The sequence below is a fragment of the Micromonospora eburnea genome (assembly GCF_900090225.1).
GTDB lineage: Bacteria > Actinomycetota > Actinomycetes > Mycobacteriales > Micromonosporaceae > Micromonospora > Micromonospora eburnea.
On record NZ_FMHY01000002.1, the window covers coordinates 857,538 to 883,451 of the forward strand.

At 71.9% G+C, this 25,914-nt stretch carries 23 protein-coding genes; 15 read left to right on the forward strand and 8 right to left on the reverse strand.

The genetic code is table 11. The annotated features are described in order from the left end of the window. Positions 1-126: 126 nt before the first annotated feature. Positions 127-1,128: an ArsR/SmtB family transcription factor gene (locus GA0070604_RS04310; RefSeq protein WP_091114532.1), complete on the forward strand. Its 1,002-nt coding sequence runs from the start codon at positions 127-129 to the stop codon at positions 1,126-1,128. Between the two features lie 26 nt (positions 1,129-1,154). Here GA0070604_RS04310 and GA0070604_RS04315 read toward each other — a convergent pair whose 3' ends face one another. Together GA0070604_RS04315 and cofD are read right to left on the reverse strand one after the other, a co-directional pair. Next, positions 1,155-2,243 carry a coenzyme F420-0:L-glutamate ligase gene (locus GA0070604_RS04315; protein WP_091114534.1) on the reverse strand — a complete coding sequence of 363 codons (1,089 nt, stop codon included), beginning with the start codon at positions 2,241-2,243 and terminating at the stop codon, positions 1,155-1,157. Then, entirely contained in the window at positions 2,240-3,187 is a 948-nt protein-coding gene (gene cofD, locus GA0070604_RS04320; protein ID WP_091126893.1) for a 2-phospho-L-lactate transferase, read from the reverse strand. Before cofD ends, GA0070604_RS04315 begins: the two co-directional genes overlap by 4 nt. Positions 3,188-3,287: 100 nt before the next feature. Between cofD and GA0070604_RS04325 the strand changes: the two genes are divergently transcribed. The 3 genes from GA0070604_RS04325 (at position 3,288) to GA0070604_RS04335 (ending at position 8,020) form a co-directional block, all read left to right on the forward strand. After that, positions 3,288-4,259 carry a hypothetical protein gene (locus GA0070604_RS04325; protein ID WP_091114538.1) on the forward strand — a complete coding sequence of 324 codons (972 nt, stop codon included), beginning with the start codon at positions 3,288-3,290 and terminating at the stop codon, positions 4,257-4,259. A gap of 223 nt (positions 4,260-4,482) precedes the next feature. After that, the gene (locus GA0070604_RS04330) at positions 4,483-6,990 is read left to right on the forward strand and encodes a bifunctional FO biosynthesis protein CofGH (RefSeq protein ID WP_091114541.1); all 2,508 of its coding nucleotides are present in this window, start codon (positions 4,483-4,485) and stop codon (positions 6,988-6,990) included. A gap of 769 nt (positions 6,991-7,759) precedes the next feature. Continuing rightward, positions 7,760-8,020, forward strand: a complete 261-nt coding sequence (locus tag GA0070604_RS04335; RefSeq protein WP_013284161.1) for a WhiB family transcriptional regulator — start codon at positions 7,760-7,762, stop codon at positions 8,018-8,020. An 89-nt stretch (positions 8,021-8,109) separates the two neighbouring features. Here GA0070604_RS04335 and GA0070604_RS04340 read toward each other — a convergent pair whose 3' ends face one another. Beyond that, positions 8,110-8,559: a metallopeptidase family protein gene (locus GA0070604_RS04340; RefSeq protein ID WP_088963879.1), complete on the reverse strand. Its 450-nt coding sequence runs from the start codon at positions 8,557-8,559 to the stop codon at positions 8,110-8,112. 154 nt (positions 8,560-8,713) lie between these two features. Here GA0070604_RS04340 and GA0070604_RS04345 point away from each other — a divergent pair, with 154 nt between their 5' ends. Then, on the forward strand, positions 8,714-9,088 hold the full coding sequence (locus tag GA0070604_RS04345; RefSeq protein ID WP_091114544.1) for a DUF3499 domain-containing protein: 375 nt from the start codon (positions 8,714-8,716) through the stop codon (positions 9,086-9,088). 99 nt (positions 9,089-9,187) lie between these two features. Here the strand turns inward: GA0070604_RS04345 and GA0070604_RS04350 are convergent, their stop codons facing one another. Together GA0070604_RS04350 and GA0070604_RS04355 are read right to left on the reverse strand one after the other, a co-directional pair. Then, positions 9,188-10,564 (reverse strand): NAD(P)/FAD-dependent oxidoreductase, encoded by a 1,377-nt coding sequence (locus tag GA0070604_RS04350; RefSeq protein WP_091114547.1) that lies wholly within the window; start codon positions 10,562-10,564, stop codon positions 9,188-9,190. Between the two features lie 20 nt (positions 10,565-10,584). Beyond that, positions 10,585-11,931, reverse strand: a complete 1,347-nt coding sequence (locus GA0070604_RS04355; RefSeq protein ID WP_091114551.1) for an aspartate aminotransferase family protein — start codon at positions 11,929-11,931, stop codon at positions 10,585-10,587. Between the two features lie 431 nt (positions 11,932-12,362). Here GA0070604_RS04355 and GA0070604_RS04360 point away from each other — a divergent pair, with 431 nt between their 5' ends. Continuing rightward, positions 12,363-13,133 carry a helix-turn-helix domain-containing protein gene (locus GA0070604_RS04360; RefSeq protein WP_091114555.1) on the forward strand — a complete coding sequence of 257 codons (771 nt, stop codon included), beginning with the start codon at positions 12,363-12,365 and terminating at the stop codon, positions 13,131-13,133. Continuing rightward, positions 13,124-13,315, forward strand: a complete 192-nt coding sequence (locus GA0070604_RS04365) for a DUF397 domain-containing protein (protein ID WP_091114560.1) — start codon at positions 13,124-13,126, stop codon at positions 13,313-13,315. The genes GA0070604_RS04360 and GA0070604_RS04365 overlap by 10 nt, the downstream gene beginning before the upstream one ends. Positions 13,316-13,417: 102 nt before the next feature. Here GA0070604_RS04365 and GA0070604_RS04370 read toward each other — a convergent pair whose 3' ends face one another. Beyond that, positions 13,418-13,930: an Lrp/AsnC family transcriptional regulator gene (locus GA0070604_RS04370; protein ID WP_091114563.1), complete on the reverse strand. Its 513-nt coding sequence runs from the start codon at positions 13,928-13,930 to the stop codon at positions 13,418-13,420. A 464-nt stretch (positions 13,931-14,394) separates the two neighbouring features. On the opposite strand from GA0070604_RS04370, the gene GA0070604_RS04375 reads away from it, so the two are divergent. The 8 genes from GA0070604_RS04375 (at position 14,395) to GA0070604_RS04410 (ending at position 23,002) form a co-directional block, all read left to right on the forward strand. Further along, entirely contained in the window at positions 14,395-15,318 is a 924-nt protein-coding gene (locus GA0070604_RS04375) for a polyamine ABC transporter substrate-binding protein (RefSeq protein ID WP_244162154.1), read from the forward strand. A gap of 5 nt (positions 15,319-15,323) precedes the next feature. Next, on the forward strand, positions 15,324-16,478 hold the full coding sequence (locus GA0070604_RS04380) for an ABC transporter ATP-binding protein (RefSeq protein ID WP_091114566.1): 1,155 nt from the start codon (positions 15,324-15,326) through the stop codon (positions 16,476-16,478). A gap of 61 nt (positions 16,479-16,539) precedes the next feature. Further along, complete coding sequence (locus GA0070604_RS04385; RefSeq protein ID WP_091114567.1) at positions 16,540-17,451, forward strand: ABC transporter permease; 912 nt, start codon at positions 16,540-16,542, stop codon at positions 17,449-17,451. Then, positions 17,448-18,284 (forward strand): ABC transporter permease, encoded by an 837-nt coding sequence (locus GA0070604_RS04390; protein WP_244161737.1) that lies wholly within the window; start codon positions 17,448-17,450, stop codon positions 18,282-18,284. Before GA0070604_RS04385 ends, GA0070604_RS04390 begins: the two co-directional genes overlap by 4 nt. Beyond that, a complete protein-coding gene (locus tag GA0070604_RS04395; RefSeq protein ID WP_091114570.1) occupies positions 18,281-19,702 on the forward strand; it encodes an NAD(P)/FAD-dependent oxidoreductase in 1,422 nt (473 codons plus the stop codon). Before GA0070604_RS04390 ends, GA0070604_RS04395 begins: the two co-directional genes overlap by 4 nt. Next, the gene (locus GA0070604_RS04400) at positions 19,702-20,904 is read left to right on the forward strand and encodes a saccharopine dehydrogenase family protein (protein ID WP_091114574.1); all 1,203 of its coding nucleotides are present in this window, start codon (positions 19,702-19,704) and stop codon (positions 20,902-20,904) included. The genes GA0070604_RS04395 and GA0070604_RS04400 overlap by 1 nt, the downstream gene beginning before the upstream one ends. After that, entirely contained in the window at positions 20,901-21,914 is a 1,014-nt protein-coding gene (gene speB / locus GA0070604_RS04405; RefSeq protein ID WP_091114577.1) for an agmatinase, read from the forward strand. The genes GA0070604_RS04400 and speB overlap by 4 nt, the downstream gene beginning before the upstream one ends. A gap of 242 nt (positions 21,915-22,156) precedes the next feature. Then, positions 22,157-23,002, forward strand: coding sequence for a hypothetical protein (locus tag GA0070604_RS04410; RefSeq protein WP_244161738.1), 846 nt, complete (start codon positions 22,157-22,159; stop codon positions 23,000-23,002). Between the two features lie 109 nt (positions 23,003-23,111). Here the strand turns inward: GA0070604_RS04410 and gabT are convergent, their stop codons facing one another. Together gabT and GA0070604_RS04420 are read right to left on the reverse strand one after the other, a co-directional pair. Further along, the gene (gene gabT / locus GA0070604_RS04415; protein ID WP_091114580.1) at positions 23,112-24,383 is read right to left on the reverse strand and encodes a 4-aminobutyrate--2-oxoglutarate transaminase; all 1,272 of its coding nucleotides are present in this window, start codon (positions 24,381-24,383) and stop codon (positions 23,112-23,114) included. 5 nt (positions 24,384-24,388) lie between these two features. Further along, a complete protein-coding gene (locus tag GA0070604_RS04420; RefSeq protein ID WP_091114584.1) occupies positions 24,389-25,825 on the reverse strand; it encodes a gamma-aminobutyraldehyde dehydrogenase in 1,437 nt (478 codons plus the stop codon). Between the last annotated feature and the right edge of the window lie 89 nt (positions 25,826-25,914).

The window sequence follows — 25,914 nt, forward strand, 5'->3', positions numbered from 1 at the left end:
AAGTCTGCCGAACGGCCCGTCCGCCGTCGAGGCTTTTCAGCCCACGCTAAAAGATGGAGGTTATTGCCGGCGGGTACAGTGCCAACGGTGGTGGGCGTTCCTGCTGCCCGCCCCGGGAGCCGCGCCATGCTGAAGATCATTTTCACGAGCGAGGATGTCCTGCGGACCAGGGTGGCCCCGGCCGCGGATCCGATCTGGGAGCTGGTCCTCAGCCTGCACCTGCTCCAGGGGCGCCGGCGTGACCCGCTGCTGTCCGAGTGGCGGCGCGGCATGAGCCGCAACCTGCGCAACGCGCGTGCCGCCGAGCGGTTCCGCCTCCTCCTCGCCCTCAACCCGCCGCGCGGCTACTTCCCCGACTTCCTCACCCCGTACGCCAGCCGGGACGGCTTCCAGGCGGGGCTGGAGGCCGTCCGGGGCACCCCCGTCGACCTGATGCGCCGGGACCTGATCCGGCTCGCCGAGGAGAATCCGCTGCCCGCCCCGGCCGCCGCGCTGGCCCGGGGTGAGCCCGAGGTGCTGCACCACCTCACCGACTCGATGGCCCGTTACCACTCGCTCGCGGTCACCCCGTACTGGCCGCGGATCCAGGCCGCGGTGGAGGCCGACCGGGCGCGGCGGGCGCGGGCGATGCTCGACGGCGGCACCGAGGGCCTGCTGGCGAGCCTCCGGCCCGGCATGCGGTACGCGGACGGGGTGCTCGAGGTCCTCGACTACCCGGACAGCCGGGAGCTGCACCTGGAGGGCCGGGGCCTGCTGCTGGTCCCGTCGTTCTTCTGCGCGCCGACCCCGGTCGCCCTGCTCGACCCGACGCTGCCGCCGGTGCTGGTCTATCCCGTCGACCGGCTTGGCGGTCTCGGCACGACGACGGGGCCGGGCGCCGGGGGGAACCCGGACGGCACCCGGGAGGCGCTCGCCGCCCTGCTCGGCCGCACCCGCGCGGCCGTTCTGGAAGCCGCCGACGACGGCTGCACCACCGGGGAGGTGGCCCGCCGGCTGAGCATCTCCGCCGCCTCGGCGAGCCAGCACACCACCGTGCTGCGTAACGCCGGTCTGCTGGTCAGCCACCGGGACCGCAACACCGTGCTGCACACCCTCACCCCCCTCGGCCGCGCGGTCCTCGACGCCTGACCCTCGACCGCTGGAAGGTGGCAGGGTCAGACGGCCAGGGCGGCGCTCGCGGTGCTGCCGGCCGGCGGTGGGAGCAGCGCCGAGGAGATGCCCTCGGCGGCCAGGGCGGTACGCAGGCGTTGCAGGTCGGCGCCGAAGCGCACCAGATCCACCGCGTCGACCGGAGCCGGCGGGGCCCCGAGGACGAGCCCGCCGGCCGGCGCGGGCCAGCCGGGCACGCTGGCGATCAGGCCGGCGCGTACCTCGTCGTCGGTGACGTGGGTGAAGACCGTGCCGGGCGCCACCACCTCGGCGACCGCGGCGATCGCCCGGTCCACGGCGGCCGGGTCGGCCGGCGCCGGACCCGGGCCGTCGGGCAGGACGGCGGCCTCCCGCAGCCCGGCCGCCCTCGCCTCGGCGGTGCCCAGCGAGAAGAGGTCGAGTTCGGCGTCGCGGATCAGCGCACTGGCCCCCGCGCCGTCGGCGGCCCGCGCCACGCCCAGGTAACCGCGGACGACCGCGACCGGCACCTGGTCGCACTTGCCCTTGATCAGCTCGGCGGCGCCGGCCAGCTCGTCCACCACCGCCATCTGGGTGAGCTGGAGCTCGTTGCCGTACGGGTCGATCTCGCCCCGGTGGTCGCGGATCGCCGGCATCCCGGCGACCCCGAGCGCCACGTCGGTGAGTCCGTTGCGCCACGGCCGGCCCATGGTGTCGCTGACGATGACCGCGACGTCGAGCTGGTAGTGGTCGCGCAGCGCCGCTCGCAGCGCCCGGGCAGACCCGTCCGGGTCCTTCGGCAGCAGCACCAGCCGGGTCTTGTCGACGTTCGACGCGTCAATGCCGGCGGAGGCCATCACGAAGCCGTGGTGGGTCTGCACGATCCGGGTCGCCCCGCGGGTGGCCACCACCCGGGCGGTCTCCGCGGCGAGCACCTCGTCCCGGGCGGCGAGCCGCTCGGGCCCGTCGGCCGGCACGTCGACCAGCCGGCCCTCCGCCTTCGACACGATCTTGCTGGTCACCACCAGCACGTCGCCGTCGCGCAGCCACGGTGCCGCGGTGGCGATCAGCGTCGCCAGGTCGTCGCCCTCGGTCACGTCGCCGATGCCCAGCACCGGCAGGATCTCCAGCTTCACACCAGCTCCAGAGCGGCCCGGACCATCGTGGCCGTCGCCGCCTCGTCGATCATCCGCAGCGGCGCCGACCGCACGGTCACCTCCGGCACCAGCGTCCCCTCGTCCTCGGGCGCGACCAGCCAGCCGTCGAGCAGGCCACCGGCCGACCGGCCACCGTAGAGGCCGCCGACCCCGGCCGCGCTGCACTCCACGCCGAGCACGGCGAGGCAGCGGTCGGCCATGCCGCGTACCGGGGCGCCGCCGATGATCGGGGACACGCCCACCACCGGGGCCGGGCCGTCGGTGACCGCGTCCCGCAGCCCCGGCACGGCCAGGATCGGCGCGATGCTCACCACCGGGTTGCTCGGCGCGACCAGCACCACGTCGGCCGAGCCGATCGCCTCCAGCACGCCCGGCGCCGGTTTCGCCGACTCCGCGCCGACGAAGACGAACCGGTGCGTCGGGAGATCCGCCCGGTACCGCACCCACCATTCCTGGAAGTGGATCGCCCGCTGGCCGCCGTCGAGGTCGACCACCACGTGGGTCTCCAGACGGTCGTCGGTGGCCGGCAGCAGGCGTACGCCGGGCTGCCACCGGGTGGCGAGCGCCTCGGTCACCTGGGACAGCGGGTAGCCGGCGTTGAGCATGGTCGTCCGGACCAGGTGGGTGGCGAGGTCCTTGTCGCCCAGCCCGAACCAGGTGGGCTCGGCGCCGTACGCGGCCAGCTCCGACCTGACCGTCCAGGTCTCGCCCACCCGTCCCCAGCCCCGCTCCGGGTCGGCGCCGCCGCCCAGCGTGTACAGCACGCTGTCCAGGTCCGGGCACACCTTGAGTCCGTGCAGCAACAGATCGTCGCCGACGTTGACCACGGCGGTCACCTCGGCCCCCACCTCCCGGGCGTAGGCCCGGACGCCGAGCAGGAACCGGGCACCCCCGATTCCGCCGGTCAGAACCACGATGCGCATGGTGTCCATCCTTCCGCACGCGCCGCCGCCGATCGGTCGGTGGCCGGGGAGACTAGGCTCACGTGGGCAACTGTCCGTTTTCGTCCCCAAGGGGGAGTCCGTGACCAGCCCCGCCGAGCCCGCGTCCGGCGACACCACGCAGGCCAGCCAGGTGACCAAGCCACTGCGCGAACTGGCCGCGCTCGTCCTGCTCGGTGCGAACGCCGTGCTGCTCTTCGTCGGCCTGCTGCGCCTGCTGGTGCCGATGGGCGCCTACAGCACCATCGGTGGCCGGGCGGGCAGCACGTTCTTCGCGTTCGTCGGCGTCGAGTCGACCGTGCTGCCGGTGCTGGCCGTCCTGCTCGCCACCCACGTACGGCCGGCGCTGCCCAAGGCCAAGCTGATCACCCAGGCGGCCCTCGGCGAGTACGCCTTCGCCGCGCTGTTCGGCGCGCTGACCTTCCTGATCTGGTTGGTCGGCCGGCTCGCCGAGGCCGAGGTGCTGGACGCCTTCCTCGGCATGCTGGCCCGGGTGGCCTGGCTGGCGATCTTCGGGGTGGCCGCGTTCGTCGTGTTCCGGATCTGGCGCGCCCTCTTCTACGTACCCAAGCCGAAGCCGCAGCCGGGCGTCTACGGGCAGCCCCAGCCGGGCTGGCCGCAGCAGGCGGGTGGCTACCCCGCGCCGGGCCAGCCGGGTGGCTACCCCGCCCAGGGCGGGTACCCGACCCCGGGCCAGTACGGCCAGCCGCCGGCCGCGCCGTTCAACGCCGCCCCGCCGCACGCCCCGCAGTCCGCGCCCCCGTTCGGTGCCCCGCAGGCCGCGCCGCAGTTCGGTGCCCCGCAGGCCGCGCCGCAGTCCGCGCCGCCGTTCGGCGCTCCGCACCAGGCGCCGCCCTTCGGTCAGCCCCCGTCGGCCGACCCGACGCAGGCCATCCCGCGGCCGCAGGCCGACCCGACTCAGGCGATCCCGCGGCCGCAGGCCGAGCCGACGCAGGCCATCCCGCGGCAGTCGGTCGAGCCCGGCCAGCCGGCCACCGACGACAGCGACCGCACCCAGCGCCTCGACCGGAACGACCCGAACCACCCGCGCTGAGCGCCCCGGGCCACCTTTGTCGACTGGATGATGTAGAGCAGCCCGCCTCGCCGATCCGGACGGCGGCCCGCTCGCCTGACGAGTGACAGTTACCGGAAGGAGTGGCTTCCCCGTCCAGGGAGGCCACTCCTTCGGTGCGTCTGCCGTCCCGGCCCGGAGGACGCTGTGCCCGCTCGGCGCGGGGTCGGGCGGTGGCGGGCCGCGCAGCGCCTAGGCTGAACGGATGGTTGATCGCAGCGATTCCGCGCCGACCGAGGCGACCGTGCGGCGGGCCCTGCGTCGGGCCGCGACCGGCCGGGCGCTGGACGTCGCCGAGGCCGGCGCCCTGTTGACCGCACGCGGGACCGCGCTCGACGAACTGCTCCGGATCGCCGGCGAGGTACGCGACGCCGGGCTGCGGGAGGCCGGCCGCCCGGGGGTGGTCACCTTCTCCAAGAAGGTCTTCATCCCGTTGACCCGGCTCTGCCGGGACCGCTGCCACTACTGCACGTTCGCCACCGTGCCGCACCGGGTCCCGGCCGCCTACCTGGAGAAGGACGAGGTCCTGGCGATCGCCCGGGAGGGCGCGGCGCAGGGCTGCAAGGAGGCGTTGTTCACCCTCGGCGACCGGCCGGAGGAGCGCTGGCCGGCGGCCCGCCGGTGGCTGGACGAGCGCGGCTACGACTCCACCCTGGACTACCTGCGGGCCTGTGCGGTGGCTGTGCTGGAGGAGACCGGCCTGCTGCCGCACCTCAACCCGGGCGTGCTGTCCTGGTCGGAGTTGCACCGGCTCAAGCCGGTCGCGCCGAGCATGGGCATGATGCTGGAGACCACGGCGACCCGGCTCTGGTCGGAGCCGGGCGGCCCGCACTACGGCTCGCCGGACAAGGAGCCGGCCGTCCGGCTGCGGGTGCTCGACGACGCCGGCCGGGTCGGGGTGCCGTTCACCACCGGTCTCCTGATCGGCATCGGGGAGACCCTGGCCGAACGGGTCGACGCGCTCTTCGCGATCCGGCGGGCCCAGCGGGAGTACGGCCACCTCCAGGAGGTGATCGTGCAGAACTTCCGCGCCAAGCCGGACACCGCGATGCGTGGCATGCCGGACGCGGAGCTGCACGATCTGGCCGCCACGGTGGCGGTGGCCCGGGTGCTGCTCGGCCCGAGGTTCCGCATCCAGGCCCCGCCGAACCTCATCGAGGGCGAGTACGACCTGTTGCTGCGCGCCGGCATCGACGACTGGGGCGGGGTGTCACCGGTCACCCCGGACCATGTCAACCCGGAACGCCCCTGGCCGCAACTCGACGAGCTGGCCCGGCACACCGCCCGGGCCGGCTTCACCCTGCGCGAGCGGCTGACCGTCTACCCCGAGTACGTCCGGGCGGGCGACCCGTGGCTGGATCCGCGCCTGCTGCCGCACGTCACCGCCCTCGCCGATCCGGAGTCGGGCCTGGCGGTCGAGGCGGCCCGCCCGGTGGGCCGGCCCTGGCAGGAGCCGGAGGAGGTGTTCGGCGGTCGTACCGACCTGCACGCCACGATCGACACCACCGGGCGGACGGGGGACCGCCGAGGCGACTTCGACAGCGTCTACGGCGACTGGTCCGAGGTCGCGGGCAAGGTGACCGCCGGGGGCGTACCGGTCGGGGCCGGTGACCTGGCGACGGGCCTGCGGCTGGCCGCGGACGACCCGGCGGCGCTGCTGGAGCCCCGGCACACCGATGCTGCGCTGGCGCTGTTCGCCGCCGACGGGCCGGCGCTGGAGGAGTTGTGCCGGATCGCCGACGACGTCCGCCGGGACACGGTCGGCGACGACGTCACGTACGTGGTCAACCGGAACATCAACTTCAGCAACGTCTGCTACGTCGGCTGCCGCTTCTGCGCCTTCGCCCAGCGGGAGAGTGACGCCGACGCGTACCGCCTCTCGGTGGGGCAGGTCGCCGACCGGGCCGAGGAGGCGTGGGCGGCCGGGGCGAGCGAGGTCTGCCTCCAGGGTGGCATCGACCCGAAGCTGCCGGTCACCGGTTACGTCGACATCGTGCGGGCGATCAAGGCACGGGTGCCGGGCATGCACGTGCACGCCTTCTCGCCGATGGAGATCGTCACCGCCGCGGCCAAGGCCGGGGTGCCGGTGAAGGAGTGGCTGCTCCAGCTCCGCGACGCCGGCCTGGACACCATCCCGGGCACCGCCGCGGAGATCCTCGACGACGAGGTGCGCTGGGTGCTCACCAAGGGCAAGCTGCCGGCCGCCGCCTGGGTCGAGGTGGTGAGCACGGCCCACGAGCTGGGCATCCGGTCCAGCTCCACGATGATGTACGGCCACGTCGACCATCCCGGCCAGTGGCTGGCCCATTTCCGGGTGCTGGCCGGCGTGCAGGACCGGACCGGCGGCTTCACCGAGTTCGTCGCCCTGCCGTTCGTGCACACCAACGCGCCGATCTACCTGGCCGGGATCGCCCGCCCCGGGCCGACCTGGCGGGAGAACCAGGCGGTCCACGCGATGGCCCGGCTGCTGCTGCACGGCCGGATCAACAACATCCAGTGCTCCTGGGTGAAGCTCGGTGACGAGGGCGCCGCGGCGGTGCTCCGGGGCGGCTGCAACGACCTGGGCGGCACGCTGATGGAGGAGACCATCTCCCGGATGGCCGGCTCGGGCAACGGCTCGGCCCGGACCGAGGAACAGCTCAGGGCGATCGCGGCGGCGGCGGGCCGGCCGGCCCGCAGGCGGACGACCGCGTACGGCCATGCCGGGGCGTAGCGCCGAACCTTCGCGATTCACGGCGACGGCCATCGGCTTGTCACCAATCGTTTCGAATTCACCAACTGCGGTCAAGAATCCGAACAGTTTCCTGCGTAACCACCGGTCGGCTCCAAACTGGCCGGGCGGCGGAAACTGGAACCGGCGGAGCGTCCGATCTGGAGGCCGGCCGATATACCGTCTGGTGGGACGGGCGGACGTTGCCGCAGCGGTTTCGGTCGCCGGCGAGCGGGTCGCGGAACTCGTCTGGCCGACCAGGCTGACGCCGGGCGCGAGCTGATCGTCCGGGCGATGCTCCGCCGTCGCGACCGTCCATCATGTGGACGGGACGCGGTCGCCGTTCCCGGCTCGACGGGCGGCGTCGCGCCGGGCGGGTTAACCTTTCCTCCACCACAGTGCTGATCTTGGAGGGGGTCGCGACGGTCGCCGGGTACGGCCCACCGGAGCCTCCGCCGGGGGTGCCGGGGGTGCCCGCGCCGGGTGCGCCACGGCAGAAAACTCGGGCAACTCGCCGAGAGGGCGTTACCCGTCCGGGGTCTGAATCGATAGGGCAGGTTGCGAGGCTCGGGCGGTGGAGACGGCCGTCCGGAACGTGTCGGGAGGGCGACTCCATTAGCAGGATTGGCTTGACGCCGCACGCATTACACGCGTGTAATTTGAATGGGGTTGTTCGCTCGGAACGCAACAAATTGTGACCGGACGGACAAGCACGCCTTTCGCGTGGGGGGTTGCAGCGGCGATGACGCCGGTGCGCGACAAGGAGGCAATGATGGACGGCCAGCTCGAGGTGGCCGACCTGCTCGGAAACGCGCCGGAGTGGCAGGAGCGGGCGCTCTGCTCGCAGACCGACCCGGAGGCGTTCTTTCCCGAGAAGGGCGGCTCGACCCGCGAGGCGAAGCGGATCTGCTCGCGGTGTGAGGTCAAGACGGAGTGCCTGGAATATGCCCTCGGGCACGACGAGCGCTTCGGAATCTGGGGCGGGCTCTCCGAGCGGGAGCGGCGGAAGCTCAAGCGGCGGGTCGCCGCCTGAAGCGGGACCGGGCCGGGGCGGTGGGGGCCGCCCGGCTCGGGCCGACCGCCCGGCCGGTGGGGGCCGACGGGCGGCGACGGGCCGCCGGCTCAGGCCAGCTCGTCGGGATCGACCCCGAGCAGGTTCGCCACCTGCTCGATGATCACGTCGTGTACGAGATCCGCGAGGTCCTCGCGGTCCATGGCGCGAAACTCCAACGGACGCCGGTAGAGCACGATCCGCGGTGGCACCTCCTGCCGGCCCGGGCGCCCCGGCAGCAGCCGGGCGAGCGGCACCTCGCCGTCCTCCAGCACGTCCGAGTCATAGACGTTCAGATCCGGCGGGACGTCCTCGACGGCGAACTCCACGCCCGCCAGCTCCTTGGCGAAGCGGCGTTCCAGCGTCTCGACCGTGTCCAGCACCAGGTCGTCGAAGACCTCGGCCTTGGTCCGAGCCAGCGGTACGGTGGCCGGCACCAGCCGCCCCCGCAGCCCCCGCCCGTGCCGGTCGCGGTGGGTGCGCCGGCCGGAGCCGGGGCGGCGGTGTTCCGGGCTCGTCATGACGCACAGGGTAGCCCCCGCCAGCGGACCGCCCGCCGTTGCGCCGCGGATACGGCGTGCCGATGATCCGATCGGACGAATTGTGATCACCATGACGGGCGTGTCGTAACGCGAAGCGGTGCGCCGGACCCGGTAATGGAGATACCCTGCCGCCGTGAGGTCACCACGGCGCTGCTCCCGTAACGGCTGCCCCCGGCAAGCGGTCGCCACATTGACCTATGTCTACAACGAGTCGACAGCGGTGGTGGGACCGCTGGCAGCCTTCGCCGAGCCCCACACGTACGACCTCTGCGAGCCGCACGCCCGCAGCCTGACCGCGCCGCGCGGCTGGGACGTGGTCCGGCACGAGGGCGAGTTCGAGCCCCCGCCGCCCACCGCCGACGACCTGGTCGCCCTGGCCGAGGCGGTCCGCGAGGCCGCCCGCCCGGCGCCGCCGCGCCCCCCTGAGGACGACAAGGCGACCCCCCAGCACCACCCCCACCAGACCGGCCGCCGCGGCCACCTCCGCGTCATCCCCCCCAACCACTGACCGCCCGCCACCCACCCTGGGGTTGATCGCGAGGTTGTCGCCCTCCGCATCGGCGTGTCGGTGACAACAACCTCCGGATCAACGGCACGGCACCGGGGGTCAGTGGCCGAGGAGGCGGGAGAAGGCGGCGGCGCGGCGGGAGGGGCGGGCGGTGCGTAGCTCGGCCCGGTCGGCGGAGAACATGATCCGCAGGCCGGCGTTGACGGCCAGCCAGCGCAGCGGCTCCGGTTCCCACCTCGGGGAGCGGTGGTTGACCCAGGGCAGCGCGGTCAGGTCGCTCTCCTTCCCCCGGATCAGGTCGGCCAGGGTACGGCCGGCCAGGTTGCTGGTGCCGACGCCGTCGCCGACGTAGCCGCCGGCCCAGGCCAGGCCGGTGCTCCGGTCCAGCCCGACGGAGGCGGCCCAGTCCCGGGCCACGCCGAGCGGCCCGCCCCAGGTGTGGCTCACCGGCACCTCGGGTCCGAGCGCCGGGAAGAGTTCACCGAGCGCCCGGCGCAGCGCGGCGAACACCCGGGGTTCCCGGTCGTAGTCGGGGTGGACCCGGGAGCCGAAGTGGTAGGGCGCGCCCCGGCCACCGAAGGCGAGCCGGCCGTCGGCGGTGCGCTGGCCGTAGATGATGACGTGCCGGTAGTCGGAGAAGGTCTCCCGGTCGGCCAGCCCGATCTCCGCCCAGGTCGCCTCGGGCAGCGGCTCGGTGGCGACCATGAGCGAGTACACCGGTGCGACGGTGCGGCGCTGCCCCGGCAGCGTGGGCGTGAAGCCCTCGGTCGCCCGGACCACCACCGGGGCGCGGACCACCCCGGCCGGAGTCACCGCGGCGCCGCCGCGTACGGCCGTGACCGGGGTCCGCTCGAAGATCCGTACGCCCCGGCGTTCCGCCGCCCCGGCCAGGCCGCGGACCAGCTTCGCCGGGTGTACGGCGGCGCAGTGCGGGGTGTACGTGCCCCCGCGTACCCCGTCGGCCTGGCAGCGGACGGCGGCCTCGGCGGCGTCCAGCAGCACCAGGTCCTCGTCGGCCAGGCCGTACTCCCGGGCCTCGGCCACGGCGGCCCGGGCCCGGCCGAGCTGGACGTCGCTGCGGGCCAGCACCACCGTCCCGCCGGCCCGCCAGTCGCAGTCGATCCCCTCGGCGGCGACCACACGTCCGACCTCGCGGACGGTCTCGTGCATGGCCCGCTGCATGTCCAGCGCCCGGTCCCGGCCGTGCCGGCGGGCCAGCGCGGGCAGCGAGGTGGGCAGCAGTGCGGAGCACCAGCCGCCGTTCCGGCCGGATGCGCCGTACCCGGCGATCTGCTTCTCCAGTACGACGATCCGCAGCGACGGATCCGCCACCGCCAGGTAGTACGCCGTCCACAGGCCGGTGTAGCCGGCGCCCACGATCGCCACGTCCGCGTCGGTGTCGCCGGGCAGCCCGGGGCGCGGAGCCAGCGGCTCGTCCACGCTGGACAGCCAGTACGACAGGTCCCGATAGCGCATCGCCGGTCCTGAGTCGCCGCTCAGAGCAGCGCCCACGCCTCGGTCAGCACGGCACGCAGGATCTGCTCGATCTCGTCGAACTGCTGCTGCTCGGCGATCAGCGGCGGGGCGAGCTGCACCACCGGGTCGCCCCGGTCGTCGGCGCGGCAGTAGAGCCCGGCCTGGAAGAGCGCGGTGGAGAGGAAGCCGCGTAGCAGCCGCTCCGACTCGGCCTCGTCGAAGGTCTCCCGGGTCGTCTTGTCCTTGACCAGCTCGATGCCGTAGAAGTAGCCGTCGCCCCGGACGTCGCCGACGATCGGCAGGTCGTTGAGCTTCTCCAGGGTGGATCGGAACGCGCCCTCGTTGGCTCGTACGTGGCCGACCAGGTCCTCGCGGGCGAAGACCTCCAGGTTGGCCAGGGCCACCGCACAGGAGACCGGGTGGCCGCCGAAGGTCACGCCGTGGGCGAACATGCCGGTCTCGGTGAGGAACGGCTCCATCAGCCGGTCGCTGGCGATCATCGCGCCGAGCGGCGCATAGCCGGAGGTGATGCCCTTGGCGGTGGTGATGATGTCGGGCTGGTAGCCGTACCGGACGGCGCCGAAGTATTCACCCAGCCGGCCCCACGAGCAGATCACCTCGTCGGAGACGAGCAGCACGTCGTACGCGTCGCAGATCTCCCGGACCCGCTGGAAGTAACCGGGCGGCGGCGGGAAGCAGCCGCCGGAGTTCTGCACCGGCTCCAGGAAGACCGCGGCCACCGTGTCCGGCCCTTCCCGCTCGATGGCGCGGCCGATCTCCTCGGCGGCCCAGCGGCCGAACGCCTCGGCGTCGTCGCCGTGCTCGGGAGCCCGGTAGAAGTTGGTGTTCGGCACCTTGATGCCGCCCGGCACCAGCGGCTCGAAGTCGCTCTTGATGCCGGGTAGGCCGGTGATCGACAGCGCGCCCATCGAGGTGCCGTGGTAGGCGATGTAGCGGCTGACCACCTTGTACTTGTTCGGCTTGCCGGTGCGCTTGAAGTAGGCCCGGGCCAGCTTCCACGCCGCCTCGACGGCCTCCGAGCCGCCAGTGGTGAAGAAGACCCGGTTGAGGTCGCCGGGGGTCAGCGAGGCGACCTTCTCGGCGAGCTCGACGGCCTTCGGGTGGGCGTACGACCACAGCGGGAAGTAGGCCAGCTCGCCGGCCTGCTTGGCGGCCGCCTCGGCGAGTTCGGTCCGGCCGTGGCCGGCGTTGACGACGAAGAGCCCGGCGAGCCCGTCCAGGTAGCGGCGGCCCTGCGAGTCCCAGATGTACGCGCCTTCGCCGCGCACGATCGTCGGGACCTCGCCGGCGGAGTAGCTGGCCATCCGGGTGAAGTGCATCCAGAGGTGGTCGGTGGCGTTGGCCATGTCAGCCCCATCGGGTCAAGGGCCGGTCAGGAGGGGTGACACCGGCCGCTCTGCCCACCGTTATGCCACATTCGGTGCCGATAACGCAAGCGTCAGCGGGCAAACGCAACGGATTCAGCGAGTGACGTTTGCAACCGCAACGGATTCCGCAGGCCCCGGGGCTTGGGGTGGCTGGGCGGTTGCCGTGCGCGGGTTGCGGCAAGTTGTGGTCTTCGGCGCGATGGAGACCGCAGGTTGCCGTACATGGAGTTGATCAAGGTCTGCCACAGGGGTGCGGTGGCCTGGCCGGACGGGTCCAGGGCCTTTGCCGGGCACTCTGCGCCCGCGCGAGATGTTGCCGAGAGGTCCGGCGCGACACGCCGATTCGGTGAGGACATCGACACGGAGCGTCGTTAGCGTGCCGCGCAGACGTGACCGGATGGGAGGCTCGGATGGCGAACGAGGTGCTGCGGGTGGCGATGGCGGAGAAGGGGGAGACGGCCGAGTCGCTCGCCGAGAAGGTCGGGGTCGACCCGAAGACGGCGGCGCGCTGGGTGGTGGCCGGGCGCATCCCGCATCCGCGTACCCGGGCTGCCGTCGCCAAGGTGCTTGAGCGAGAGGCCGCGGAACTCTGGCCGGAGCCGTACCGCCGCCGCGACCTGCCCTGGTTCCGGCCGTGGACCGAGGTGGAGCAGGATACCGTCTCGCTGCGCTCGTGTGAGCCGCTGCTGGTGCCGGGGCTGCTCCAGACCGAGGCGTACGCCCGCGCGGTGCTGGCGACCGGCGGCCTGGTGCCGCCGGCCGAGGTGGAGCGGATCGTGGCCAGCCGGCTCCAGCGGCAGTCGATCCTGACCGCCGAGGCCCCGCCGCAGTTCATCGCGGTCATCGACGAGATGGTGCTGCGCCGGCTGGTCGGCGACCGGGCCGTGATGGCGGGCCAGCTCACCCACCTGGCGGCGATGGCCGAGCTGGAGCACGTCCAGGTCCGGGTGATCCCGGCCGACGGCCCGTGGCACACCGGGCTGGCCGGCACATTCATGCTCGCCCGGCTGCCCGACGGCACCGAGGTGGCCTACCTGGACAACCAGCTTCGCGGTGAGATCGTGAGCGATCCATTGGATGTTGCTAGCCTGGGTCGCAGGTGGGAGAGCGTCACCGGTGAGGCTTTTCCCCACCGCCGGTCGATCGAGCTGATCAGGGAAGTGGCGAAGACATGGAGCTGACCAACGCCCGCTGGCGCACCGCCACCCGCAGCAGCAACAACGGCGGCGCGTGCGTCGAGGTGGCCGACAATCTGCCCGGCCGGGTGCTGGTGCGGGACAGCAAGGACCGTGACGGCGGCACCCTCACCTTCGCCCCGGCCGCCTGGCGCGCCTTCGTCGCCCAGACCAAGCACCCCGCCTGACCGGGCCGCACCCCGCCTGACCGGGCCGCGCACTGCCTGACCGGGCCGCGCACTGCCTGACCCGGCCGCGCCCCGCTGGCCAGGGTCAAAGCGCTGCTCCGGTCAGGCCGTGCCCCAGCTGTAGGTCTGCTTGCGCAGCTTGAGGTAGACGAACGCCTCGGTGGAGACCACGCCGGGCACGGTGCGCAGCTTCTGGAGGATCTCCAGCAGGTGCTCGTCGTTGCGGCAGACCACCTCGGCCAGCAGATCGAACGAGCCGGCCGTGATCACCACGTAGTCGATCTCCTCGAACTCGGCGAGCCGGTCGGCCACGGATTCCAGGTCCCCGTCGGTACGCAGGCCGATCATGGCCTGGCGGGGGAAGCCGAGCTGGAGCGGATCGGTCACCGCGACGATCTGCATGACTCCGGCGTCGAGCAGTCGCTGCACCCGTTGCCGGACGGCCGCCTCGGAGAGGCCGACCGCCTTGCCGATGGTCGCGTACGGGCGCCGGCCGTCCTCCTGGAGCTGCTCGATGATCTGCTTGGCCACGTCATCGAGCAGCGCGTGGCTGGCGCCATCACGCACGGTTACGCGTCGTGCCCCGTTGCCGTTCTCCAGTTGCCGGTTGGCCATCGTCCGCTCCCCATGTCCGAATTCCCCGCGCTGAGCGTAGTGCCCGCCGCAGTCTGGCGTATTTCGTGGCCCATTGCTATTCCTGCAACGGAATCCCTTGTAAGGGAGGTCACACCATGTCAGGATCAGTCGTCCATCGCCTTTGACCCTCCCGTTGGCGAGCGCCCCCTCCGCCGCCGACGTCGCCCCCATAGGAGTCGTCACATGCGTAGTCCCCTCCGGCCCTCACCCGGCGTGGTCTGCTCACCGGCACCCTCGGCTCGGCCGCGCTGCTCGCGACGGCGGGCACCCTGGCCGGCTGCGGCACCAAGGGCGCTCAGCAGACCGAGGCCGGCTGCAAGAGCGAGGACCTCTCCGCGACGGAGAAGAAGCTGGCGTTCTCGAACTGGCCGCAATATATCGACGTCGACGAAAAGGATGCGGCCAAACGGCCCACCCTGGACGCGTTCGTCGCCAGGTCCGGCATCCAGGTCACCTACACCGAGGACGTCAACGACAACAACGAGTTCTTCGGCAAGGTGCAGAACCAGCTCGCCGGCTGCCAGTCGACCGGGCGCGACCTCATGGTCCTCACCGACTGGATGGCCTCCCGGATGATCCGGCTCGGCTGGCTCCAGAAGCTGGACCGGTCGAAGCTGCCGAACGTCGAGGCCAACCTGCTGCCGTCGCTGCGTAACGTGTCGTTCGACCCGGACCGCGAGTTTTCCGTCCCGTGGCAGTCCGGCCTCGCGGGGCTCGCGTACAACGCCAAGGTGACCAAGGAGATCCGTACCGTCGACGAGCTGCTCACCCGCCCGGACCTCAAGGGGAAGGTGACCGCGCTGTCGGAGATGCGGGACACCATGGGCCTGTTGCTCCAGTCCAACGGCCACGATCCGGCGAACTTCACCGCCGCGCAGTTCGACGACGCGCTGGCCAAGCTGAAGCGGGCCGTCGACTCCGGGCAGATCCGCAAGTTCACCGGCAACGACTACTCCCAGGATCTCAACAAGGGTGACATCGCCGCCTGCATCTGCTGGTCCGGGGACGTGATCCAGCTCGGCTTCGAAAACGACAAGATCAAGTTCGTGGCGCCGGAATCCGGCGTGATGCTCTGGTCGGACAACATGCTGGTGCCGAACAAGGCCAGCCACAAAGCGAACGCCGAACAGCTGATCAACTACTACTACGAGCCGGCGGTGGCCGCGAAGATGGCCGCCTACGTCAACTACATCTGCCCGGTCAAGGGTGCGCAGGCCGAGATGGAGAAGATCGATCCGGAGCTGGCCAGCAACCCGCTCATCTTCCCCGACGAGCCGATGCTGGCCAGGGCCAGGAGCTTCATGGCCCTGGACGAGAAACAGGAGCGGGACTTCGAGGCCAAGTACCAGAAGGTCATCGGGGCGTGAGAACGATGGGACACGACACACCGGCCGGCGACCTGCGCCTGGCCAGCCTGACCAAGCGGTTCGGCGTGTTCACCGCGGTGGACGACCTCAGCCTGACCATCCCGCAGGGCTCGTTCTTCGCCCTGCTCGGGGCGTCCGGCTGCGGCAAGACCACCACCCTGCGGATGATCGCCGGGCTGGAGGAGCCGACCAGCGGGCAGGTGCTGCTCGGCGACCGGGACATCGCCGGGCTGCGACCGTACAAGCGGCCGGTGAACACCGTGTTCCAGAGCTACGCGCTCTTCCCGCACCTCGACATCCACGAGAACGTGGCCTTCGGGCTGCGTCGGCGTGGCATCCGCAAGGTGACCGAGCAGGTCGAGCAGATGCTCGCGCTGGTGCAACTCGAAGGGTACGGCCGCCGCAAGCCCGCCCAGCTCTCCGGCGGCCAGCAGCAGCGGGTCGCGCTGGCCCGCGCGCTGATCAACCACCCGCAGGTGCTGCTGCTGGACGAGCCGCTCGGCGCGCTCGACCTGAAGCTGCGCCGGCAGATGCAGATCGAGCTGAAACGGATCCAGACCGAGGTCGGGATCACCTTCGTGCACGTCACCCACGACCAGGAGGAGGCCATGACCATGGCCGACACCGTCGCGGTGATGAACGCGGGCCGGATCGAGCAGCTCGGCGCCCCCGCCGACATCTACGAGTACCCGGCCACCGCGTTCGTGGCGAACTTCCTCGGCCAGTCCAACCTGCTCGCCGGCGAGGCTGCCGGGCAGGGCGGTGACGACGTCCTGGTCACCGCGCACGGCACACGCTTCTCGGTGCCCGCCGACCGGTCCCGCGTCACGCACGGGCCGGCCTTCCTCGGCGTACGTCCCGAGAAACTGCACCTGGTCGAGCACTCCAGTGCGGTGCCGGTCAACCACCAGCACGTCGCCGGCGTCATCACCGACGCCTCCTACGTCGGCGTGAGCACCCAGTACCTGGTGAAGACGGCGTGGGGCAGCGAGCTGTCCGCGTTCGCCGCGAACAGCGGGGTCGGCGGGCGGCTGCCGGTCGGCGTACCGGTGGTCGCGCACTGGGACCCGCGGCACGCCTTCCTGCTGCCCCGGGAGTCCGGCGAGGACGACCAGACCACCCCGCTGCTCGACGAGCCGCCGGTGGGGGCGACGCCATGAGCGAGCGCGGCCGAGGTGACGCCATGAGCGAGCGGGTCATCGGGCGCGGCGAGGTGGCGGCATGAGCGCCCTGGCTCACGTGCCGACCGGGTCGGGGCAGCCGGTGACGCCGCCGGCGACCCGGCGGGGCCGCTCGCGGCTGCTGCCGTACCTGCTGCTGCTGCCGGGTGCCGCCTGGCTGTTCGTCTTCTTCGCCCTGCCGCTGCTGCAACTCGCCGCGGCCAGCCTGTACGACCCGAGCGGATCACTGTCCACCGGGTACGCGATGACCTGGGCCTTCGGCAACTATCCGGAGGCGTTGCAGGCGTACTGGCCGCAGTTCGTCCGGTCGTTCGTCTACTCGGGGATCGCGCTGGTGCTCGCCCTGCTGATGGGCTACCCGCTGGCGTACGCGATCGCGCAGAAAGCCGGCCGCTGGAAGAACCTGCTGCTGGTGGCGGTGGTCGCGCCGATGTTCACCAGTTTCCTGGTCCGTACGCTGGCCTGGAAGACCATCCTGTCGGACAACGGCTGGGTGGTCGGGCTGCTGCGCGACGTACACCTGCTCGGGCCGGACGGCCGGCTGCTGGCCACCCCGATCGCGGTGGTGCTCGGCCTGACGTACAACTTCCTGCCCTTCCTGGTGCTGCCGCTGTACGCGAACCTGGAGCGGCTGGATCCCCGGCTGCTGGAGGCGGCGAGCGACCTGTACGCGAGCCCGCTGCGGGCGTTCCAGAAGGTCACGTTGCCGCTGTCCATGCCCGGGCTGATCGCCGGCACGCTGCTCTTCTTCATCCCGGCCACCGGCGACTACATCAACGCCGAACTGCTCGGCACGCCGAACGAATACATGATCGGCAACGTCATCGACTCGGCGTTCCTGGTCCGGTTGGACTACCCGCAGGGCGCGGCCCTGTCGTTCCTGCTGATGGCGGCGATCCTCGCGATCGTCTTCGCCTATCTGCGCAGGTCCGGCACGGAGGAGGTGCTGTGAAACGTTGGCTGGCCGACCGCTGGGTGATGGGCGTCGCCCTGCTGGTCCTCGGCTACCTGTCGCTGCCGATCCTGGTGGTCGCCGGGCTCTCCTTCAACCGGCCGGCGAGCCGGCTGTCCTACGACTTCAACGAGTTCACCCTGGACAACTGGAAGCAGCCCTGCGCCACCGCCGACATGTGCGACGCGGTGGGCCGGAGCATGCTCATCGGCCTGATCGCCACGGCGGTCGCCACCATCCTCGGCACGCTGATGGCGTTCGCCCTGGTCCGGCACGGCTTCAAGGGCCGCGCCGGGATCAACGGACTGATCTTCCTGCCGATGGCGACCCCGGAGTTGGTGATGGGCACCTCGCTGCTCGCCCTCTTCGTCGCCGCCGGGGTGCCGCAGGGCTTCTGGACCATCGTCATCGCGCACGTGATGTTCTGCGTGTCGTTCGTGGTGGTCACCGTGAAGGCCCGGCTCGCCGGTATGGACCGGCGGCTGGAGGAGGCCGCCATGGACCTGTACGCCAGCGAGTGGCAGACCTTCCGCCGGATCACCCTGCCTCTGGTGCTGCCCGGCATCCTGGCCGCCGCGCTGCTCTCCTTCTCGCTCAGCTTCGACGACTTCATCATCACGAACTTCAACGCCGGCACGACCGTCACCTTCCCGATGTACGTCTGGGGTGCCGCCCAGCGGGGCATCCCGCCGCAGGTCAACGTCGTCGGCACGGCGATGTTCGCGATCGCGTTGCTGCTGGTGGGGGCCAGCTCGCTGCAGGGTCGACGGGCCCGACGCGCCGCCCTGGCGGCCACCGTCGCAGCCAATCAGACGGCGAAGAGCCGATCATGAAACTCCCAGACGCCGGCCGGGCGCTGGCCGCCGCCGCGCCCGTCCCGTACTGGCTGGACCGGCCGGAACGGCCCGACCCGCTGCCGCCGCTGACCGGTACGCACGAAGCCGACCTGCTGGTGGTCGGCGGCGGCTATTCCGGGCTGTGGACCGCGCTGCTGGCCAAGGAGGCCGAGCCCGACCGGGACGTGCTGCTGGTCGAGGCGGGCACCTGCGGCTGGGCGGCGTCCGGGCGTAACGGCGGGTTCTGCGCCGCCTCGCTCACGCACGGCCTGGCCAACGGCGTCGACCGGTTTCCCGGCGAGATCGACGAACTGGAACGGCTCGGCCGGGAGAACCTGGCCGCCATCGCCGCCACGATCGACCGGTACGGCATCGACTGCGACTTCGAGCGCACCGGCGAACTGGCGGTGGCCGTCGAGCCGTACCAGCTCACCGGGCTCGCGTCCGACGCCGAACTGGCCCACCGGTACGGCCACGACGTGCGGCTGCTCGACCGGGACGAGGTACGCGCCGAGGTCGACTCGCCGACGTACCTCGGCGGGATGTGGGACCGGGACCGGGTGGCCATGCTCGACCCGGCGCGGCTCGCCTGGGGACTGCGTCGCGCCGCCCTCGACCGGGGCGTACGCCTGCACGAGCACACCCGCGTCACCGGCCTGCACCGCGACGGCCCGGCGCTGCGCGCGGTGACCGCCGGCGGTCCGGGCGCGGCACCCGGCGTGGTCCGGGCCCGGCAGGTGGTGCTCGGCACCAACGCCTTCCCGCCGCTGCTGCGGCGGCTGCGCGCCTGGCTGGTGCCCGTCTACGACTACGCGCTGATGACCGAGCCGCTGTCGGAGGCGCAGCGGAAGGCGGTCGGCTGGGCGAACCGGCAGGGGCTGGCCGATGTTGGCAACCAGTTCCACTACTACCGGGTCACCGCCGACAACCGGATTCTCTTCGGCGGCTACGACGCGGTCTACCACTACGGCAACCGGATGGCTCCCGACCTGGCGCAGCGGCAGGCCACCTTCACCGCGCTGGCGTCCCACTTCTTCACCACGTTCCCCCAGCTCTCGGAGGTCCGGTTCAGCCATCGCTGGGGCGGGGTGATCGACACCTGCACCCGGTTCTGCCCGTTCTTCGGCACCGCCTACGAGGGACGGTTGGCGTACGCGGCCGGGTTCACCGGGCTCGGCGTCGGGGCGACCCGGTTCGGTGCCCGGGTCATGCTCGACCTGCTCGCCGGTGAGCAGACCCCGCTGACCCGGCTCGACCTGGTGCGCAGCAAACCGCTGCCGTTCCCGCCGGAGCCGTTCCGGGCCGCCGGCATCAATCTCACCCGCTGGTCGCTGGCCCGCGCCGACGCGCGGCAGGGGCGGCGCAATCTGTGGCTGCGTACGCTCGATCGTCTTGGTCTGGGGTTTGATTCCTGATGCGTATCCTGCTCGTCGGCGCCGGCGGAGTGGGCTCCGCCGCCGTCGCCATCGCCGCCCGCCGTTCCTTCTTCGAGACCATGGTGGTCGCCGACCGCGACCTGGGCCGGGCCAGTCGGGCCATCGCGGAACACGACGCCCGGTTCGTCGCCGCACCGCTCGACGCCTCCTCGGCGGAGGCGGTCGCCGCGCTCTGCCGGGACCACCGGATCACCCACGTGCTCAACGCGGTCGACCCGCGCTTCGTCATGCCGATCTTCGACGGCGCCTTCGCCGCCGGGGCCGACTACCTGGACATGGCGATGTCGCTGTCCCACCCGCACCCGACCGCGCCCTACGCGGAGACCGGCGTGAAGCTCGGCGACGACCAGTTCGCTCTCGCTGAGCGCTGGTCCGCGGCCGGCCGTCTCGCACTCTGCGGCATCGGCGTCGAACCGGGCCTCTCCGACGTTTTCGCCCGCTACGCCGCCGACGAGCTCTTCGCCGAGATCGACGAGATCGGGGTACGCGACGGAGCCAACCTGACCGTCGACGGCTACGACTTCGCCCCGTCGTTCTCCATCTGGACCACCATCGAGGAGTGCCTGAACCCGCCGGTGATCTGGGAGGCGGACCGGGGCTGGTACACCACCCCGCCCTTCTCCGAACCGGAGGTCTTCGAGTTCCCGGCGGGGATCGGCCCGGTCGAGTGCGTCAACGTGGAGCACGAGGAGGTGCTGCTGATCCCGCGCTGGGTGAAGGCGAAGCGGGTCACCTTCAAGTACGGCCTCGGCGACGAGTTCATCGAGGTGCTCAAGACCCTGCACAAGCTGGGCCTCGACGCCGCATCTCCGGTGCGGGTACGCGACGTCGCGGTCGCCCCACGCGACGTGGTGGCCGCCTGTCTGCCCGACCCGGCCACCCTCGGCGGCCGGATGCGCGGCAAGACCTGCGCCGGCACGTACGTCACCGGCACCGGCGTCGACGGCCGGCCGCGCCGGGTCTACCTCTACCACGTGGTCGACAACGAGTGGTCGATGCGGGAGTACGGCCACCAGGCGGTGGTCTGGCAGACCGCGGTCAACCCGGTCGTCGCGCTGGAACTGCTGGCCACCGGTGTCTGGTCCGGCACCGGGGTGCTCGGCCCGGAGGCGCTGCCGCCGCGGCCCTTCCTCGACCTGCTGACCGGCTACGGCTCGCCGTGGGGAATGGAGGAGCGGTGACCCGCTACGGCCCGATGTTCGGCCCCGACGTGACGTTCCTCGGGGTGCCACCGTGCACCCTCCAGGAGCCGGAAACCTACGCGGACGCGGACGTGGTGATCGTCGGGGCACCCTTCGACGGCGGCACCTCGCACCGGCCGGGCACCCGGTTCGGCCCGTCCGCCATCCGCCAGGCGTGCTACCTGCCGCACGACGGCTCCCGCCCGTCCCTGGCCCTGCGCGTGGACGCCCTGCGGGACCTGCGCGTCTACGACGCGGGCGACGTGGAGATGTTCTCCGGCGACATCGACCGGTCGCTGGCCGCCCTGGAGACCGCCGTGTACGCGGTCGCCGCGGCCGGGGCGATCCCGGTCGTGCTCGGCGGGGACCACTCCATCGCCCTGCCCGACGCCACCGGGGTGGCCCGCCACCACGGCCTCGGCCGGGTGTCGCTGGTGCACTTCGACGCGCACGCCGACACCGGGGACATCGAGTTCGGCTCGCTGCACGGGCACGGCCAGCCGATGCGCCGGCTCATCGAGTCCGGCGCGGTACGCGGCGACCGCTTCCTCCAGATCGGCCTGCGCGGCTACTGGCCCGGCCCGGAGACGCTGGCGTGGATGGCCGAGCAGCGGATGCGCTCGTACGAGATGACCGAGGTGGTGGCGCGCGGACTGGATTCCTGTCTCTCGGAGGCGTTCGGGATCGCGACGGACGGGTGTGAGGGCGTCTTCCTCTCCGTCGACGTGGACGTGGTCGACCCGGGCATGGCCCCCGGCACCGGCACTCCCGAGCCGGGCGGGCTCACCTCGCGGCAGCTCCTCGACGCCGTCCGCCGCTGCTGCTACGAGCTGCCTGTCGTCGGGGTGGACGTGCTCGAGGTCGCCCCGCCGTACGACCACGCCGACATCACCGCCTACCTCGGCAACCGCGTGGTCCTGGAGGCCCTGTCGGCAATCGCCCGCCGCCGCCACGACGCCACCACCGGCACCCCCTGGAACCCCCGCCAACCCCTCCTCGACGCCCGCTGACCTACTACCCCCACTCCCCGGCGATCTTGCAGTTTCTGCCCCGGCATTTCGGCTGAAAGGCGCAAATTACAGTCCCCAAGTGCAAGATCGCGGGGGCGGGGGCGGGGCGGGGGCGGGGGCGGGGGTGGGGGTGGGGTAGCACGGGGGTGGGGTGGGGTGGGGTTGTGCACAGGGGAGGGTGTTGTCCACAGGGTGCGAGGGGGGTGTGGCGGGGGGTGGTGGGGGCGGCGGATGCTGCGAGCATGTCGACCCAGATGTGGCGTACCAGGCAGCTGCTGCGGACCCTGACCATCAGGCGGATCAGGACTCAGGTCGGTAGGCAGGAACTGCTGCGCGTGCGCCGGGGCATCTACGCCCGCCAGGTGTTCGACGACGAGGACGAACTGCGAGCCCTCATGCTCTGCCTGCCCGAGGGAGCCATGCTTGCCATGCAGAGCGCTGCTCGACGTCATGGCTTCGGCGTGCTTCGCGAGGACGCCGTACACGTTCAGCTGCCGCCAGAGGTGGCCAGGCCGCGGCTTCCCGGCTTGGTCGTCCACCATTCGGTTCTTCCACCGCGGCCGGTGATGGTCGACGGGCTCCCCTGTGTCCCGGCCGCGCAGTGCGCGGTAGATCTCGCGCGCACCGTGCGACGGATGGACGCGTTGCCGGTGCTCGACGCCGCTCTTCGTTCCGGAACGGTCGGTCCGGAGGCGCTCGCGAGCGAGTTGGTCGCGCATCGGGCGCTGCGCGGGGTCCGCCAGGCGCGTGAACTGGTCGCGGTGGCGGATGGCCGGGCGGAGTGCCGGCAGGAGAGCCAGCTCAGGCTGCTCCTCGTTGACGGCGGGTTGCCGGTTCCTGAGCCGCAGCTCTGGGTGCACGACGAGGACGGCCTGCCACGCTTCAGGATCGATCTCGGATATCGCGACCGCCGGGTGGGTGTCGAGTACGACGGACTTTCCCATATGGATCGAGACCGGCTGCGGTACGACCGCGACAGAGTCAACTGGCTGGACGCCAGCGGCTGGAGAATGCGCTACTTCACCGACCGCGACCTCTACCGCCGCCCCTCCTACATCATCGCCACCGTCCGCACAGCCCTCACGTGACCCCGTTACCTCCCCCCGGCCGCGCGATCTTGCACCTACTGCCTCAACAAAAGGGGCGAAGCGGGCAGGTCTGCGACACTAAGTGCAAGATCGCGCGGGCGGGAGGGGGTTAGGCGAAGGCTGCCGCCAGGATGTCGAGGCCGCGGGTCAGCTCGTCGTCGGAGATGACGAGCGGGGGCAGGAAACGCAGCACGTTGCCGTAGGTGCCACAGGTCAGGGTGAGCAGGCCGGCGGCGTGGCAGGCCGCCGAGATCGCCGCCGCGGCGGCCGGGTCCGGGGTGAGGGTGCCCGGCTGCACTAGCTCCACGGCGAGCATCGCGCCCCGGCCGCGTACCTCGGCGACGCGCGGGTCGCCGGCGGCGATGGCGCGCAGCCGGTCGCCCATGGTCGCCCCGATCCGTCGGGCGGCGGCGGCCAGGTCCAGCTCGTGCATCGTCTCGATGGCCGCCAGCGCGGCGGCGCAGGCGATCGGGTTGCCACCGTACGTGCCGCCGAGGCCACCCACGTGCACCGCGTCCATCAGCTCCGCCCGGCCGGTCACCGCGGCCAGCGGCAGCCCACCGGCGATGCCCTTGGCCAGGGTGATCAGGTCCGGCTCGACGCCCTCGTGCTGGCAGGCGAACCAGTCCCCGGTCCGGCAGAAACCGGTCTGGATCTCGTCGGCGACGAAGACCACCCCGGCCGCCGTCGCCCACTCGCGCAGCGCCGGCAGAAACCCCTCCGCGGGTACGACGAAACCGCCCTCGCCCTGGATCGGCTCGATCAGCAGCGCGGCCACGTTCTCCGCGCCGACCTGCTTCTCCACCATCTCGATCGCCCGGGCCGCGGCGGTCGCCCCGTCCAGCCCACCGTCGCGCAGCGGGTACGACATCGGCACCCGGTAGACCTCACCCGCGAACGGCCCGAAGCGGTGCTTGTACGGCATGTTCTTCGCGGTCAGCGCCATGGTCAGGTTGGTCCGGCCGTGGTACGCGTGGTCGAAGACCACCACCGCCGGCCGCCCGGTGGCGTGCCGGGCGATCTTGACGGCGTTCTCCACCGCCTCGGCACCCGAGTTGAGCAGCGCCGAGCGCTTCTCGAAGCTGCCCGGGGTCAGCGCGTTGAGCTGCTCACAGACCGCCACGTACGACTCGTACGGGGCGACCATGAAGCAGGTGTGGGTGAAGCGTTCGACCTGCGCCCGGACCGCCTCGACCACCTTCGGGGCGGAGTTGCCCACGTTGGTGACCGCGATGCCGGCCGCGAAGTCGATCCACTCCCGACCGTCGACGTCGGTGATGGTGCCGCCACCCGCGCGGTCCACGTACGAGGTGATCGTGCTGCCGACGCCGCGAGCGACCGCCGCGCCCCGCCGCTTGTGCAGCTCGTCGGAGGAAGTCATTGGTGTCAGCCCTCGATGTTGTGCATGACGTGCTTGATCCGGGTGTAGTCCTCCAGGCTGTAGACCGAGAGGTCCTTGCCGTGGCCGGAGTGCTTGAAGCCACCGTGCGGCATCTCCGAGATGAACGGGATGTGGGTGTTCACCCAGACACAGCCGAAGTCGAGTCGGCGGGTCATCCGCATCGCCCGGCCGTGATCGCGGGTCCAGACCGAGGCGGACAGGCCGTACTCCACACCGTTGGCCCAGCGCACCGCCTCGTCCTCGTCCGCGAAGCGCTGCACGGTGATGACCGGCCCGAACACCTCCTGCTGGATGACCTCGTCGGCCTGCCGCACCCCGGAGACCACGGTCGGGGCGTAGAAGTAGCCGCGCTCACCGACCTGCGATCCGCCGGTCTCGACGTTCGCGTGATCCGGCAGCCGGTCCACGAAGCCGCGTACCCGGGAGAGCTGGTTGGCGTTGTTCAGCGGGCCGTAGAGCACGTCCTCGTCGTCCGGTGCGCCGGTCTTCGTGTTGCGGGCCTGCTCGGTGAGGGCGGCGACGAAGTCGTCGTAGACGCCGGGACCGGCGAGCACCCGGGTGGCGGCGGTGCAGTCCTGGCCGGCGTTGAAGTAGCCGCCCACCGCGATCGCCTCGGCCGCCGCCGCGATGTCCGCGTCGTCGAAGATCACCACCGGGGCCTTGCCGCCCAGCTCCAGGTGGGTCCGCTTCAGGTCCGGTGCCGCCGCCGCGGCGACCTCCATACCGGCCCGGGTCGAGCCGGTGATCGACACGAGCTGCGGAGTGGGGTGGGAGACGAGGGCGCGCCCGGTGTCCCGGTCGCCGCAGAGCACGTTGAACACGCCCGGCGGGAAGAACTCGGCCGCGATCTCGGCCAGCAGCAGCGTCGACACCGGGGTGGTGTCGGACGGCTTGAGCACCACCGTGTTGCCGGCCGCCAGCGCCGGGGCGATCTTCCAGACCGCCATCATCAGCGGGTAGTTCCACGGGGTGACCTGGGCGCAGACGCCGATCGGTTCCCGTCGCACGTACGAGGTGTGACCCGCCAGGTACTCGCCCGCCGAGCGGCCCTCCAGCAGGCGGGCGGCACCGGCGAAGAAGCGGAACTCGTCGACGGCCGGTGGCAGCTCCTCGTCGGCGGTGAGCTGGCGGGGCTTGCCGGTGTTGCGTACCTCGGCGTCGACCAACTCGGCGGCCCGGGACTCCACCGCGTCCGCGAGCTTGAGCAGGGCCTTCTGCCGTTCGGCGGGGGTGGTGTCGCGCCACGTCTCGAACGCCGTGGCGGCGGCCCGCATCGCCGCGTCCACGTCCGCCGCGCCGGAGACCGGCGCCTGGGCGAAGACCTCCCCGGTGCACGGGTCGACCAGGTCGGCGTAGCCGCCGTCCACCGGGGCGACGTACTCGCCGTTGACGAAGTTGCGCAGCTGCTGCTGATCGCTCATCACAAGTCTCCGAGGGTGGCCGAGGGAAGGTCAGCGGAGGTTATCGCAATCTGACTGCCATCTTGGCCACTGAATTCGCGGCAGACAAG